14 protein-coding genes are annotated in these 15,195 nt (G+C 40.4%); 8 read left to right on the top strand and 6 right to left on the bottom strand.

Annotated features, from left to right (window positions below):
- The first annotated feature begins 2 nt into the window (after positions 1 to 2).
- From nadD to VMW78_06500, 5 genes are all read left to right on the top strand, one after another.
- Positions 3 to 680, top strand: a complete 678-nt coding sequence (gene nadD / locus VMW78_06520) for a nicotinate-nucleotide adenylyltransferase (GenBank protein ID HUV50655.1) — start codon at positions 3 to 5, stop codon at positions 678 to 680.
- A complete protein-coding gene (gene rsfS, locus VMW78_06515) occupies positions 677 to 1,078 on the top strand; it encodes a ribosome silencing factor (protein ID HUV50654.1) in 402 nt (133 codons plus the stop codon). The genes nadD and rsfS overlap by 4 nt, the downstream gene beginning before the upstream one ends.
- 6 nt (positions 1,079 to 1,084) lie before the next feature.
- A complete protein-coding gene (gene gpmI / locus VMW78_06510; GenBank protein ID HUV50653.1) occupies positions 1,085 to 2,647 on the top strand; it encodes a 2,3-bisphosphoglycerate-independent phosphoglycerate mutase in 1,563 nt (520 codons plus the stop codon).
- 574 nt (positions 2,648 to 3,221) lie between these two features.
- Positions 3,222 to 4,142, top strand: a complete 921-nt coding sequence (locus tag VMW78_06505; protein ID HUV50652.1) for a hypothetical protein — start codon at positions 3,222 to 3,224, stop codon at positions 4,140 to 4,142.
- Positions 4,143 to 4,792: 650 nt separating this feature from the next.
- Entirely contained in the window at positions 4,793 to 5,119 is a 327-nt protein-coding gene (locus tag VMW78_06500) for an SWIB/MDM2 domain-containing protein (GenBank protein HUV50651.1), read from the top strand.
- Between the two features lie 170 nt (positions 5,120 to 5,289).
- On the opposite strand, the gene VMW78_06495 is transcribed toward VMW78_06500, so the two are convergent.
- The 5 genes from VMW78_06495 to VMW78_06475 are packed head-to-tail and all read right to left on the bottom strand — an operon-like array spanning position 5,290 to position 10,361.
- Positions 5,290 to 7,764, bottom strand: coding sequence for a glycogen/starch/alpha-glucan phosphorylase (locus tag VMW78_06495; GenBank protein ID HUV50650.1), 2,475 nt, complete (start codon positions 7,762 to 7,764; stop codon positions 5,290 to 5,292).
- 38 nt (positions 7,765 to 7,802) lie between these two features.
- Positions 7,803 to 8,108 (bottom strand): hypothetical protein, encoded by a 306-nt coding sequence (locus VMW78_06490; GenBank protein HUV50649.1) that lies wholly within the window; start codon positions 8,106 to 8,108, stop codon positions 7,803 to 7,805.
- Positions 8,109 to 8,137: 29 nt separating this feature from the next.
- Positions 8,138 to 8,605: a universal stress protein gene (locus tag VMW78_06485; protein HUV50648.1), complete on the bottom strand. Its 468-nt coding sequence runs from the start codon at positions 8,603 to 8,605 to the stop codon at positions 8,138 to 8,140.
- Positions 8,598 to 9,650 carry a hypothetical protein gene (locus VMW78_06480; GenBank protein ID HUV50647.1) on the bottom strand — a complete coding sequence of 351 codons (1,053 nt, stop codon included), beginning with the start codon at positions 9,648 to 9,650 and terminating at the stop codon, positions 8,598 to 8,600. The genes VMW78_06485 and VMW78_06480 overlap by 8 nt, the downstream gene beginning before the upstream one ends.
- A 33-nt stretch (positions 9,651 to 9,683) precedes the next feature.
- The gene (locus VMW78_06475; GenBank protein ID HUV50646.1) at positions 9,684 to 10,361 is read right to left on the bottom strand and encodes a zinc ribbon domain-containing protein; all 678 of its coding nucleotides are present in this window, start codon (positions 10,359 to 10,361) and stop codon (positions 9,684 to 9,686) included.
- Positions 10,362 to 10,818: 457 nt separating this feature from the next.
- Between VMW78_06475 and VMW78_06470 the strand changes: the two genes are divergently transcribed.
- Genes VMW78_06470 through VMW78_06460 form a run of 3 tightly spaced genes read left to right on the top strand, consistent with a single transcriptional unit; the run spans position 10,819 to position 14,656 of the window.
- Positions 10,819 to 11,700 carry a cation diffusion facilitator family transporter gene (locus VMW78_06470; protein HUV50645.1) on the top strand — a complete coding sequence of 294 codons (882 nt, stop codon included), beginning with the start codon at positions 10,819 to 10,821 and terminating at the stop codon, positions 11,698 to 11,700.
- Positions 11,697 to 13,595, top strand: a complete 1,899-nt coding sequence (locus VMW78_06465) for a RiPP maturation radical SAM C-methyltransferase (GenBank protein HUV50644.1) — start codon at positions 11,697 to 11,699, stop codon at positions 13,593 to 13,595. Before VMW78_06470 ends, VMW78_06465 begins: the two co-directional genes overlap by 4 nt.
- Positions 13,592 to 14,656, top strand: coding sequence for a hypothetical protein (locus VMW78_06460; protein ID HUV50643.1), 1,065 nt, complete (start codon positions 13,592 to 13,594; stop codon positions 14,654 to 14,656). Before VMW78_06465 ends, VMW78_06460 begins: the two co-directional genes overlap by 4 nt.
- A gap of 62 nt (positions 14,657 to 14,718) precedes the next feature.
- On the opposite strand, the gene VMW78_06455 is transcribed toward VMW78_06460, so the two are convergent.
- A complete protein-coding gene (locus VMW78_06455; GenBank protein ID HUV50642.1) occupies positions 14,719 to 15,186 on the bottom strand; it encodes a Spy/CpxP family protein refolding chaperone in 468 nt (155 codons plus the stop codon).
- Positions 15,187 to 15,195 lie beyond the last annotated feature (9 nt).

The following is a 15,195-nucleotide window of genomic DNA, read 5'->3' as shown; positions in this document are numbered from 1 at the left end:
TAATGCATATAGGACTTTTTGGCGGTACATTTAATCCGATTCATAATGGACATCTAAGAGCTGTCGAAGAGGTGCAAAAAGGGTTTTCTTTAGATGAAATCCATCTTATTCCATCCGCCCTTCCCCCGCATAAAGAGCAAAAAAATCTTGCTGACGCAAAAAACCGTATGGAGATGATACGCCTCGCTGTTGCAAGCCGCCCCGCCCTTATGAAAGCGGTCACTGTTTCCGATGTTGAACTGAAACGTTCCGGGCCTTCATATACAATCGACACTGTTTGCCATTTCAAATCCATATCACCGAAAAAAAGCCGGCTTTATCTTATCATCGGCCTTGATGCTTTCCTTGAGATAGACACATGGAAATCTTATATGGACATTTTCATGCTTACCTCCTTTATTGTAATTCCCAGGCCGGGGGCGTGGAGCTCTGATAAGACCATTATCCTGAAATCCATTGAAAATTATCTAAAAAAGACCATATCTCACGATTATGACTATTCTTTTTCGCAATCATGCTTTATCCATGCTGATAAACAGCCTGTTTTTTTCTTTGATATAAGCCCGATAAATATTTCATCAACAAAAATACGCAAACTTATCAACCAGGGCATGTCTATTAAATCTTTAGTTCCTGAAAAGGTGGAAGAATTTATTAAAACAAAAGGACTTTATCTATGATCAATGATCTTGATGGGCTTCTTGCTCATTATGTTAAAGCAGTTATGGGGAAAAAGGCAACCGATCTTGTAGTTCTTGATGTCCGGGGGCTGACTTCTATCGCGGATTTTTTTATCATTTGCAGCGGCAGTTCAACCCGCCAGGTTATGGCGATTGCCGAATCTATTAAGGTTGATCTCAAAAAGCATGGAATAAAGACGCTTAACGTGGAGGGTATAAAGGAAGGGCGCTGGGTTTTGCTCGACTACGGCCATATTATCATTCATGTTTTTTATGAACCTTTGCGCGGTTTCTATGACCTTGAGGGATTATGGACAGATGCAAAAAGGGTAATAACCGAAAGTATGGCTGAAGAACCAACCTTGAAAAGTGTAAACTACGCAACAAAGGACACTTAAAATCCTATGACAAGGAATAAAAAACCCTGCATGTTGATGATTCTGGATGGATGGGGAATCAACCCCAACCATGACGGAAACGCTGTTTATCTTGCAAAAACCCCCTGCCTGGACATGCTGAAGAAAGAATATCCTAATACCAGCCTCCTGTGTTCTGGTGAAGCTGTGGGGCTTCCAGAGGGCGTAATGGGTAATTCCGAGGTTGGTCATCTAAATATTGGGGCAGGAAGGATAGTCTTTCAGGATTTACTCAGAATAAACACGGCAATTAATGATGGATCATTTTACGAAAATCAGGCCATAAACTCCGTAATATCTAAAGTAAAGGCTAATAATTCCACGCTTCATATGATGGGGCTTGTTTCAGACGGAGGTGTGCACAGCCATATTAATCATCTGTTTGCCCTTCTGAATATGGCTAAACAAAAGGGGCTCAGACGGGTTTATATACACGTCATAACAGATGGCCGCGATACACTGTCCGACAGTGGAGCAGGATATGTGAAAGAGCTGCAGGATTATATCGACTCCATCAATTTTGGCTTTATTGCAACCATTTGCGGCCGTTTCTATGCCATGGACAGGGATAGCAGATGGGACCGTACGGAAAAGGCTTTCCGTTTGTACACGCTGGGTGAAGGAATAAAAGAAAAAAGCCCTGTAGAAGCGGTAAAAAATGCATATATGCGGAAGGAAACAGATGAATTTATCCGCCCAACCGTAATTACAGGCAAGGATGATAAGGCTCTGGGAACAATAAAAGATGGTGATGGAATTATATCTTTCAATTTTCGCGCCGACCGCGCCAGACAGATAACCAAAGTCTTTACAGACCCTGTTTTTGATCAATTTAAAAGAGAACCTCTGCCAGAGCTTTGCGAATATCTCTGCATGACCATATACGATGAAAAGTTTACTTTGCCTCTGGCCTTTTCCCCTGTTCATCTGGATAAAATCCTGGGACAGGTAATAAGCGAGCAGGGATTAAGACAGCTCAGAATTGCGGAAACAGAAAAGTATGCCCATGTAACCTATTTTTTTAACGGCGGGGAAGAAAAGCCTTTCTCACTCGAGGATCGATGTCTCATCCCGTCGCCACGCGAGGTTGCAACCTATGACTTAAAGCCTGAAATGAGCGCCCCGCTGGTGACTGAAGAGATTATTTCACGCTTGAAATCAAACAGCTATGACCTGATTATTCTAAACTTTGCCAACATGGATATGGTGGGTCATACAGGGGTTCTTGAGGCTGCAATCAAAGCATGCGAAACAGTTGACAAATGTGTAAGGAAAATAGCAGATGAAATGCGGCTGATAGGTGGCGTTATTCTGATTATCTCAGATCACGGTAATGCGGAAAAAATGATAAATGAAAACAACCATGTCCATACCGCCCATACACTCAATCCTGTTCCTTTTATATTAGTTGACGATAATTACAAAAATGCTGAATTAAAATCCGGAATCCTTGCGGATGTCGCCCCCACCATCCTGAATATCTTAGGGATTGACAAACCAGAAGAGATGACCGGAAATTCTTTGATCGTCTTCAAAAACCCGGACAGATAAACTCGTAAAAAGTCGGATTCATCTAATGTGTCATTTCGACCGCAGGGAGAAATCTTATCTTTTCAATACAAATCCATCAAGATTGCATAATTCTTAAAAAATTGATATAAAGGCTACTAACTGATAATATTCTGAATATATAAAGAAATCTGTAATAAACCTGAGATAAAAGCGAGTATTACTGTTTAAATTGTCGGTCACAATATATTGATATCAACATCCTAATCTCAAATTGAGCATTCTCATTTCCCACTGGAAACTGACCTGTACCGGCTGCAAGCTTTGGCAAGAAATGTTCATTCTTGAAGATCATTTAGTTGTCCCAATCTTCCAGCACATTATGATATTGAGAAGACATCTGAACTTCAAAACGTCCGGCGAAAAAGCCTTCGAAGGCTTATCCGGTTTTCTGTTTAATATTGAAGATTCCCTGTAGCAAGCTACAGGGAATGCGCTCACTATTGCGGTTCAAATTTTTGTAATATACATCTAAAAAAACTGTTTTTACTAATTTTTGGACAACTATCATGAAATCGGTGGGAATAGCCAAAAACCATATAATAACTGGTTATATATGATGATGAATGAGATTAAATACAGACTGGGCGAATTTATCATCACAGAGTATGACAGGTTCTTGTTTACCTGGGAAATGAATATAGGTCTGGGCGCACAGCGAAGCGGGAGATGCTTTATCGGTGGTAATGTTCTTGTAATTGAACCCTGGGACCGTGAAGAGGCTGGCTACTTGAAATTGGAGTTCCATCAACATTTGATGAAATTGCCGGCATGGAACAAGACCCGCTATTATTGTTTTGCTTCCAGTCTTAGCAAAATTGGTACTGAACAAAGCCTTAAAAGTTATCTGATAGAGCAGTTGTCAATCGACAAAACTGGCGTAAGAGCAGCCGGCATCAATGTACCGGACACATTCCGGCTCAGTCGATACAAAATTATTGTCAGCGAAAACAGCCTCATTTCATGGCAAACCATAGGAGAATTTAACAAAACGATTACCGGAAAATGCTTTACCGAATCAGGAATCCTTTTTATAGGTCCTAAGGAAGATGAATTAGATGAAGGTCAAAGCAGACAATATTTTTTAAATGGGCTCAAAAAGCTGCCGCAATGGGACAAAACTTTTGCATGGGGCCAATATGGATCTCTCAGAATTTGTAAGGAACCAAAACCCCGGAAATCTTACGCGGCAATTTTGAAGCCGGAGGTTGTGAAGGTTAGTACAGATAACAATATATCGTTTATTCAGGGTCAAGAACTCCGAAAAGAAAGGATCTCAAAGCTTAAAGAATCAGGCTTAGAGTGCTTAAAAATAGCGTGGCATCGTGTTATTGAGTGGAAAAAATGGGATCGTTTAAAGCCTTTGATAATAAAAGGTATTTTCCTTGGATTGGGTGTTTTTATGCTCATTATTAAAAAACTTGAGTTTTTTACCCGCAGGGCAATAGAATATTTTCGCAAACATCGTGAGAAATAGGTCGGTATTTTCATGCACCGGAAATTCTCTGATCGTCTTCAAAAACCCGGACAGATAAACTCGCAAAAAATCCCCTTGGCCTGTCATTTATTGACATAAAAACTACTAACTGATATTATTACAAAATTATAAAAGTGGAATAAACCTGATCCTCATCTCAAGCTGAGCATTCTGATTCTGATTCTCATCCTCCACTGAAAACTGACCTGTATTGACTGCAAACTTTGGCAAAAAACGTTCATTCTATCTGGGGCTCGGTGTCAAATCTTGGGGCTCGGTGTCAAATCTTGATTAGCACATTAGTGGAAGCAGAATGTCCTCTCGAAACTGTAAAACCAAATTCTTAAACTTCTATGCCCTTTTTTAAGTATATCAGATATTCGTTTTTTCATGGTATGATAGCTTTCGGCACTTTCCCCAGGATATTAATTCCTTTATCCACAAATTCACAAAAGGGAAGCTCCCTAAGCATTTTCCAGTATAATGGTTTCCGTCTTTTTCATAAATTAAAACTTCCGAGACGCCCCTGAAATTATAAGTTTCTATTTTGTCTGTTATATGACATGGTTTTAGGTGCGCGACGTTATGTGGTAAATAAAACCAGGAAATGCAACAATTAATCAATAAATTTAAATGTAAAGGAGTTAAAAATGGCAGAAGCAAAAGGATTGATGAAACCGGTAAAGCTGAAAAGTGACTTGGCAAAGTTTCTGGGAGCAAGAGAACTTCCCAGGACAGAGATCACAAAAAAACTATGGGACTACATTAAAGCAAATAAACTTCAGACAAAGACTGAAAATGGAAAACCTGAGAACGCAGGAAAGTTCATTGTGGCTGATGCGAGTTTGCTCCCGATCTTCAAAAACACAAAATCCAAAAGCAAATCAGGCAATGTCACTGACCTTACAAAGCTGAAAGAAGGCCAGACGATCAACATGATGCAGATGGCCGCTGTTGTCGGCGCAAACATAGAATAACCTTAAAGTGTCGGGCCTGCATATGAATAATGCATTTGAGCAACAGCCCGTGAGCAGAAACATGGGTCAAGAAACAGGCGGCAAGTCTGCTCTTGACTCATGTTAGCTGATAATTGAAGCTCCCCGCCACAAGCAGCGGGGAATGCGCTCGCTTTTGCGGTTCAATAAAGTTAACCCTCATTTCTCAAACCCCAAACTTCTCTAGCATATTCAAGCACTGCCCGATCACTGGAAAACTTTCCCATATTTGCAGTATTCAATATTGTCCGCCTAGCCCATTCCATGGGATTATAATATATACTGCTTGCTTCCTCCTGTTTTTGAACATACTGGCGATAATCAGCAAGCACAAAGTATTTGTCCCCATTATCAAGAAGAGCTTCTCGAATAGGCCAGAAAAGCCTGGGCTGCTCCGGCGAAAAATATCCATAATTAATCATATCCAAAGCCTTTTTTAATTCTGGATCGTTCAGATAATAATTATAAGGATTATAACCTCCGCTCCTCAGCTTTTTAACTTCTTCTTGATTCAATCCAAAGATGAATATATTTTTCTCGCCTACCTCTTCCATTATTTCTACGTTAGCACCGTCCAATGTACCAATTATAAGAGCTCCATTAAGGGCAAATTTCATATTTCCAGTACCGGATGCTTCTGTGCCTGCTGTAGATATTTGTTCGGATAAATCAGTTGCCGGGACAATTTTTTCCGCCTTGGAAACGCAGTAATTCGGCAAAAAAATTACTTTAAGTTTTTCATTAACATCAGGATCATTGTTTACTATTTCAGCAACAGAATTAATCAGCTTAATTATAAGCTTAGCTAAAAAATAACCGGGTGAAGCCTTACCGCCGAATATAATCGTCCTGGGAACAAGTTGTAATTCAGGTTTTTCTTTTAACCTATTATAAAGAGTTATAACATGTAAAATATTTAAAAGCTGGCGCTTGTATTCGTGTATGCGCTTCACATGGACATCGAAAAGAGTGTCCGGGTTTATGTCAATGCCGACTTTATGCATAACATAGTTGGCAAGCCTCTCTTTGTTTTCTTTTTTTACCTTCTGCCAGGCAACACAAAATTCAGGATCATCAGCATAGGGGATAAGTTCTTTTAATATATACAAGTCCGTTATCCAGCCTGAACCAATTACCGAAGTAATCAGTTGGGATAAGGCAGGGTTAGCCTGAAGAAGCCATCTCCTTGGGGAAATTCCATTGGTAATGTTTTTTATACGCCCTGGGAATAACTTATCGAAGTCTTTAAATAAACCATTTTTTATAATATCAGTATGAAGTCTTGAAACACCATTAACAGAATGGCTTCCCACTATAGCCAAATGAGCCATACGTATACTGCGTTCCTGACCTTCCTGAATAAGCGATAATCCGGACAGCATCTCTTGATTCCCAGGATAAAGCTCTTTAACTTTTTTCAGAAACCTGTGATTTATTTCATAAATTATTTCCAAATGCCTTGGAAACATTTTTCCAAAAAGATCTACAGGCCATGTTTCAAGAGCCTCAGGAAGCACGGTGTGATTTGTATAAGCAAAAATACGAGTGCAAATATTCCATGCCTCATCCCATCCCAGTCCTTCGTCATCCATTAGGATGCGCATTAGCTCGGGAATACTTATAGATGGATGTGTATCATTAAGTTGGACTCCCACCTCATCCGGTAATTTATCAAGGATAGAATTTTTTTTTTTGAACCTGCGCATAATGTCTTGAAATGTAGCGGAAACAAAAAAGTATTGTTGTTTAAGTCTTAGTTCCTTACCATACTCCTTGTCATCACTTGGATATAGAACCTTTGAGATATTTTCACTCATTACTTTGGCTTCTATTGCCCCGATATAGTCACCCTGATTAAAATATTCCAGGTTAAATTCACGACTGGAAGTAGCAGCCCACAGACGCATATTGTTAACATTGTCGTTGCCATATCCGGGAATGAATATATCACAGGCCATTGCCATAACATTGTCAGTATCTACCCATCTGTATTTGAGTCTTCTATCATTTCCCATGTAAGGTTCTGAACGCCCGTAAAATTTAACCTCATAGAGAGAACTCCCGCGCTTTATCTCCCAGGGATTCCCGTCTCTGATCCAGTTGTCGCATCGTTCAACCTGATAGCCATTTATTATGGTCTGAAAAAAAATACCGTAATCATATCGAATGCCGTAACCATATCCAGGTATCTTAAGGGTTGCAATTGAATCCATAAAACAGGACGCAAGCCTTCCCAAGCCTCCGTTACCAAGACCAGCATCCCGCTCTTCTTCTTCAAGATCTTCAAGGGTGAATCCGGCTTTTTCCAAGGCTTTGTTACATTCGTCTTTAATATTCATATTGACAATATAATTCATTAGAAAGCGGCCAGGAAGAAATTCCAGGGAAAGATAATATATTCTCTTGGTAATTTTATCGTAATAGGAACGCTGGGTTTTTAGCCATCTCTCTACAAGCCTGTCACGTACACCATATGCAAGGCCCTTATAATACAAAGAACTTGTAGGAGCTAAATAATCATCACCCAGGGTCAGCATTATATGCCTTTCAATATCCTGTTCGAAGGATTTTGGCTTGAAAATATTGTCATGAGATATGCTTTTTCTGTTTATTTGTTTTTGGGCCATGCCGTCTCTTTTTAGCTATATCAGATATTTGTTTTTTTTTATGGTATAATAAGTTTTGGCACTTTTCCCAGGATATTAATTCCTTCATCCACAAATTCACAAAAGGGAAGTTCCTTTTCTATTTGTGCCAGATGCTCTTCGGAAGGTTCTTCCATTTTCAACTGCCATTTAATCCAAAAGCATTTTCCAGTATAAGGCTTTCCGTCTTTTTCATAAATTAATGCTCCATGTTCGGCGCTTTTATTTGCATGTTTTCCAAAGAATACAGCGGCTGCCAGAGCAGATGGTGCTTTAATCATGCGTTCATGAGAAATAATAACTGCCTTGTATATATGTAATTTCATAATTGCCCGATTTTTTAATCCAATTTTTCTTATTCAACCACCCAGACCGTGCAATTGCGCGCATAGTTAACGATCTTGCTGGAAACACTGCCGAAGAGAAATTCCTGGCTTCGTGAAAGCCCTTGTCTTCCAACAACTACGGTGCTGTATTCGGTCTCGTCTCTTTCTTCCAGAATGCATTTTGCCATGGAAGGACAAAAGCGCATTATAGAGCGAACCGAAACCACGCTGGGATCAAAACCGCTTTTTATCAATATCTGGCGGTAGTCTTCAAGCATTTTATCAACCTTCTTTTTATACTGGTCGAGCCATTTGTCTCTCTCTTCCGAAGTAGGAAAATAATCTTCTTCAGGTTCAGGAATTACATGCAGAACAGATATCCTGAAGCCCTTAGCCCCTTCCAGAAGTTGAGCCACATATAAAACCGCACGACAGGCGTTCTCTGACTCATCAACCGCGATAAGGATATTCTTATTAAAAGTATGCTCTTTATTCATGCTCTTTTTCTCCTTGCAAGTGCTTCTGTATAAACTCTTCTAAATCCTCCAGCAACTGACTTGTGTTATCATAAAACCAGTTGGCACCTCGTGAAAAATGCATTAGCACCCTGTTAAGGGTTTCAGGTATATAGGGATAAACCTTTTTTAAATTTGCCACGCGATTGTGAAAAACAATATTAACATCATCATCTGTCAGCAAACTTAAAGCAGGATGGTTTTGTTTCCTAAGGTCGGTCATCATTAAATCGCCCATTCCTGTCAGAAATATTAAGATATTACCCAAACCAAAGAGATCATAACCATATATGTTCTCTCTCTGGCGGTAATTATAGTCAAAATCTATCCAGCGGAAATCTCCGCTGTTCCTGTCAATTAAAATATGATCTCTACGGATATCACCGTGTTTCTCATTATTTTCGTGTAAAAATTTAACAGCCTTAATACACTCAATATATTTACTTAAAATGTCCGGAAACAGCTCATAAAAATAAGCCTGATGATCAAGATTTAAATTTTGCACATAATCATGAATAGTTTTCCCATTAACTATGTCTAATACTCTAACAATATTCCCCTTTTCATCCTCTACCGCATATCCATGCATGAAATTTTTATGACCGGCTACCAGCTTCAATATGCGCGCCTCTTTTTTGGGGCTTCTAAAGCACTCGAACGGAATGCCTGCTATATTAGCCGTAAACTTTTCATGAAAAACAAGCTTTATGATCTTCCTGCACCCATCAGTCAGGTCAATAGATCTCTTCACCCAGAATTTTTCCTCATCATCAAGCCCGAAACGTCCTTCCTTTGTATTATGCAAAATTAGAAATGGCTTTTCATTAAGAACGACTACATCCCCATATTTGACACGGAAAAAATCCGAGGTATCTTTATAAATTTTAAACCGATAACCTTCAGGACGAGGAGATGTCCATTGCGCAACCATTTGATTAACGGTCTCTTGAGATATAGATTTTGCCATAACTACTTCTATGTTATTAAAAAGCCGGCCGGTGGGAATGCGCTCTCTGGAAGGTTTCAAAAACCTCTTTTGGGGGAAACAAAGAAAAAATAATCACAGCCCCGCAACCTCTTTGCCGCAATGCTTGCAGATTTTGGCTATCTTTTTGATTATTTCAGCGCAGAACGGACATTCCCGCGTATAATGTCTTTCATGTATCTTTTTTATAGATTCATCGACCTGTTTTTGAATAATCTCATTGCCGAATTTTACATTTCTGATTGGATCGATTGCCTCCAGCACCCCAATATCACCAATCATTTCAGCTGCTTTAAGCCGGACCTTTGCCGGCTCTGTTGCATCTAAAAGCAACCTTAATATTGTGACGTCATCCTTTTCCACATAACAGCCGGCAAGAATTGAAAACCCTTTCTTTGTAGCCTCTTTCAACATCTCCTCCTGCACAAGGATCTGTTCATCAACAACCTGCCCTGTTGCTCCGGATTGGCTGAACACAGGCATACATTCGAACTTCCCTGAACGGGGATAGCACATGCACCTGTAAGAAGCATTGTGGCCATAATCCTCCTGCACTTTATCCCACCCCTTGGCATACAATGAACATTCATCATTAAAACATACAAACAGGTAAGGTTCACCCCATCCAAGGCCGTCGCCCATAGGAATAGAAGGCACCTCCCATAAGCTCATCTCTTTACCGCAATGAGGGCATTTTGGTTTTTCCTGAGATAGTACCTTTTCTAAAACTTGTTCCTTTGTTTCAAAATTCATTGATTTTCCTCTAAATTTGAATCCAGATTAATCTTTATTTTATTTTCCTGATGGGATCTAACAAACTCACTGCAATCAATATATTACCTCCAATCCCAACATTTTATATAATACCCCCTTTGATCAAACAGGTCAATAACAATGACAAAATTAAGATTGCTCACAGCCATGACCAAAATATTCGGTTGTATGCGCTCGCTAACCCCTCAGCCCCACTAAAACGAAATCTCCGCTTTGCTCCGACAAGCTACGGAAAATGCGCTCGCTTTTGCGGTTTAATCCTGTTATTTTTATTGTAAAATTAATAAACTTTAAATATTGTTTGTAATTGTTTAGCCACAGATTTACACAGATGAACGCAGATAGGTTTAAATATAAGTAACCGTTTACAAAATTATATTATAATCTTTGTGGCTGAACTATGCCACAGCAGGGCCGGGAGTATTCAACCATAAGAATGGAACATATTACAGAACAAGACAGGTTTCGCCGGATCAGCAGGGTCTTATGGATTGTCTTGATCCTGAACTTTGGCGTTGCAGCTGCCAAGCTTTTTTATGGTTGGCTGACGAATAGCGCCAGCATCATGGCAGATGGCTATCATTCATTCTCTGACGGTTCATCCAACATTATCGGCTTGTTCGGCATATGGATGGCCTCCAGACCCAGAGACGAACGCCATCCTTACGGTCATGCCAAGTATGAGAGCCTGAGCTCAACAGGCATTGCTCTGCTCCTTTTTCTGGTCTGTTTCAATGTTCTGAACCAATCGATAAAACGCTTCCTGCATCCTGTTCAGCCTGAAATTGACACTACAAGCTTCTTGGTCATGGGGATTACCCTGCTGATTAATATTGTGGTTATGCTATATGAGCGCAATCAAGGCCGCTTGCTCCAAAGTCAAATATTGATATCCGACTCACTCCACACCACGGCAGATATTTTTACGACCTCTTCCGTAATAATCGGCCTTTTAGTCATTCGGGCGGGATATCCTATCGTCGATCCTGCAATAGCATGTTTAATCAGTATATTTATCGCCTGCGCAGGGATTAGTATCCTTAAGACAAGCTTTAAAATATTAGTCGATGCAGCGGCTGTGGATAAAGAACAGATAAGGTCCATAGCCATGGCTATAAACGGCATTGAATATTGCCATAAAATAAGAAGCCGGGGTTGGCAGGGATATATCCACGTTGATATGCATTGCCATATCAAGCGCCATATATCTTTAGACAAGGCGCATAAGATAGCTCATTTAGTCGAAGATAAAATCAAGGAAAATATCCATGGCATTAAGGATGTTACCATCCACATAGAACCATGCCAGGATAAATGAAAAAAATAATGCCCTGCGGGACAAAATCATCTATGGCCGACTGCTTGAAACCTGTTGTTTTAGTCTCTACTCCATGGCCACTTTATAGCCGGCCATCGATTCAGCTTGGAGCATTAAAAGCCTATTTGAAATCCACGTTTCCGAAATTGCAAATAAAGGCGCTTCACCTGTATTTAAAGGTAGCGGAAAGAATCGGCTATAAACTTTATCATGAAATTTCGGAAAGGACATGGCCTGCGGAATCAATATATGCGGCACTGTTATTTCCCGAACGGATTAATGAAATTAAAAAGGTTTTTTATCGCGAGGCAAAAAACAATAAAGTGCTTCAAAAAACCGACTTTGATGCGCTCACAGCCGGGGTCAAAGAAGCATCCGACAATATGATAAAGGCTATAGACTGGGGCAAATTCGGCTTAGCTGGTTTTTCAATCTGTTTTTGTCAACTCACCTCCTCCCTTTATTTTATCAGAAAAATAAAAAAAAGCTTTCCGAATCTTCCTATAGTAACGGGCGGCTCGGTATTTGCCGGAGATACTATCTATCAGCTGCTTGAGGCATTCAGCGAGATAGACTATGCGGTTAGCGGCGAAGGGGAACTGCCTGTGGCCGGATTAATCCGTTATTTAATGAAATCTGACGTCAAAAGTAAAAGACCTTCTATTCCCGGACTTGTATCAAGAAACGGCTCCGATATAATCGGTGATGTTTCATTTAATCAAATAAAGGATCTAACCTCATTGCCCCTGCCTGATTATGATGATTACTTTGATTTGCTTAAAACATTTAGGCCGGATAAAACCTTTTTTCCGACTCTGTGTGCCGAAATTTCCAGAGGCTGCTGGTGGAAATCCATAAGAAAATCGGGTAAACAAAAAGGCTGTGCTTTTTGCAATCTTAACCTTCAGTGGAACAGCTACAGAAAAAAGAGCCCTGAGCAGGTTGTCTCTGAAATTGATTCTTTGACAAAAAAATATAAAACCCTGTCTGTCGCCTTCATGGATAATCTGATTCCGCTTAGGGAAAGCAAGGAGATATTTTTACGACTTCATAAACTGGGCAAAGATTTGCGCCTGTTTGCAGAGATACGGGCGAACACGTCATGTGAGGTGTTAAAAGCCATGCGCCTGGCAGGTGTTGAAGAGGTACAGATAGGGATAGAGGCATTAAGCACCCGGCTTCTCAAAAAGCTTAATAAAGGGACTACCTGCATCCAGAATCTGGAAGTAATGAAACATTGCGAGGAATTAGGCATTGACGACATATCAAACCTGATTCTTTGCTTTCCCGGAAGCGATATAACCGATGTAAAGGAAACCTTGCACGCCCTTGATTTTGCATTTCCTTTTCACCCATTAAGGGCCGTTAACTTCTGGCTCGGCCTTGGAAGCCCTGTCTGGGAAAATCGGCACGCCTCCGGCCTTACAACGGTTTTTAACCACCCCAACTATGCCGCATTATTTCCACCGGATGTTTTTCAATCAATTAGTTTTATGATACAGTCTTTCAGGATGGACCGTGTATATCAGAAAAAATTGTGGGAACCTGTTAAGCAAAAGGTAAAAGCCTGGAAAAAATCATATGCCCTGCTTCACAGCGGTCTTTCATGTTCACCGATTCTCAGCTTTCGTGATGGAGGCGATTTTTTGATCATCCGTCAAAAACGCCCGGGAGCGGATCCGCTGACGCATCGTGTAAACGGAATCTACAGAGATATCTACCTTTTTTGCCGGACCAACCGTTCGCTAAGGCGTATTATAGCCTGTTTCCCGCAGATAGATGAAGACAGGATTATAAAATTTTTAAAGATGATGAGAAGTAAAAGGTTGATATACGAAGAAAATAATAGATACTTAAGCCTTGCCATCAGAGTAATAAAGGAACAAAGACAATGACCAAAAACTTTCAGGCAAACTGTCTTCCGGTTTTAATAGGAAGCCTTCCGATAGACAACCACGCTGAAGCTATAAAACTTGTTTATAAATATACACCTGAAATACCATTATGGGTTCAACTACCTGTTTTTAAAAAGGAAGGCATGCTGGCTCAATTTCTGCCTGGAATGCCCGGTCTAACCATTGAAAATGACAAATCATTTATAGACACTGCCGGCAATAGTTTTGACGATGAAATTGTTTCATTCTACGAAGATTATATGGCTGTAAGTGAAGGCCTGGCCGATCTTTCATCGTCACGATTCGCCCTTACAACCGATGCAGCCGCAGGTTTTTTTGAATTAATAAAACAAACCAGAACGCTTTCCAAGCCTTTGATTGCAGTCAAAGGGCAAATCACAGGCCCAATAACATTTTGCACAGGTGTAAACGACCAAAATGGAAGAGCTGTTTTTTATGACCACCAGATAAGGGATGCTGCCGTAAAACTATTGGCCATGAAAAGCAAATGGCAGGTCAGACAGCTTTCTCAATTCAAATGTCCGGTGATGATTTTTTTCGATGAGCCCGGCATTGCCGGATTCGGCTCATCTGCATTTATCAGCATATCACGTGATGAGGTTTTAAAATGCTTTGAAGAAACCTTTGAAGCAGTACACTCCGAAGGCGGCCTTGTTGGAATACATGTCTGCGCAAACTCCGACTGGTCGCTGGTTCTGGAATCTTCCGCAGATATTGTCAGTTTTGATGCTTATTCCTTTTTTGACAGGTTCATCCTTTACTCTGAGCAGATTAAGAGGTTTATGGATTCAGGCCGGATCCTGGCATGGGGGATTGTGCCGACCTCAAATTCTGAAGATATTGACAGAGAAACAACCGATTCACTGGTATCAAAATGGGAGGATAAAGCCGCTCAAATAGAGCTGCTCGGCATTGACAGGTCGCAAATACTGGCCCAGTCCCTTATAACTCCGAGTTGCGGAACAGGTTCACTGAACATAGAACAGGCAATAAAGGTGCTTTATTTGACAAAAGAGGTTTCAAAACGGTTGAGAAAATAAAAAAATAAGGTGACGGGTCAGCCGCCAAGGCACCAAGTCACAAAAGATGGGGAGAAGCGGATTTAAGCTTTCCTGCCCTTTACATCATGAACTCCCAGGCTGCCGGATGAAAACTGATCAACAATTATTTTGTAAAACCTTCTCTGTTGCAATGGCGAAAGGAGCTCCTTTTCCTCTAAAATATGATCAATAACCTCTTTTTCCAATTCTGACTGGTGCCGCAGTATCTCTTCGGCAATATTATTTATTTTTGATCTGTCAATTGATTCGGCAAACAGAAGATCTGCCAGCTTTGTCCTTTTAATACAAAGACCCTTTCTAAGTTCTTCCACACTGGGCAAAAAACTGCTGCGAATTAATTCAACCCGGCTGCGTTGCGTTTCTGTAAGGTCAGGGATCAAGTCCAGATATCCCCTTATATTCATCTGTGCTGCTTCTTTCTTCTTCAAACCAAAATAGATAACAGCCAAAATAGTAGTCATTATAATAATTGCGGTAAAAGATCCAAAGACAAAATATAAAATAGGCATGGTTTAACC

This window comes from Anaerolineae bacterium, from assembly GCA_035529315.1.
Classification (GTDB): domain Bacteria; phylum Desulfobacterota; class Desulfobacteria; order Desulfobacterales; family ETH-SRB1; genus Desulfaltia.
The sequence above is the reverse complement of the archived record's forward strand: the minus strand, read 5'-3'. Positions and strand labels throughout refer to the sequence as shown.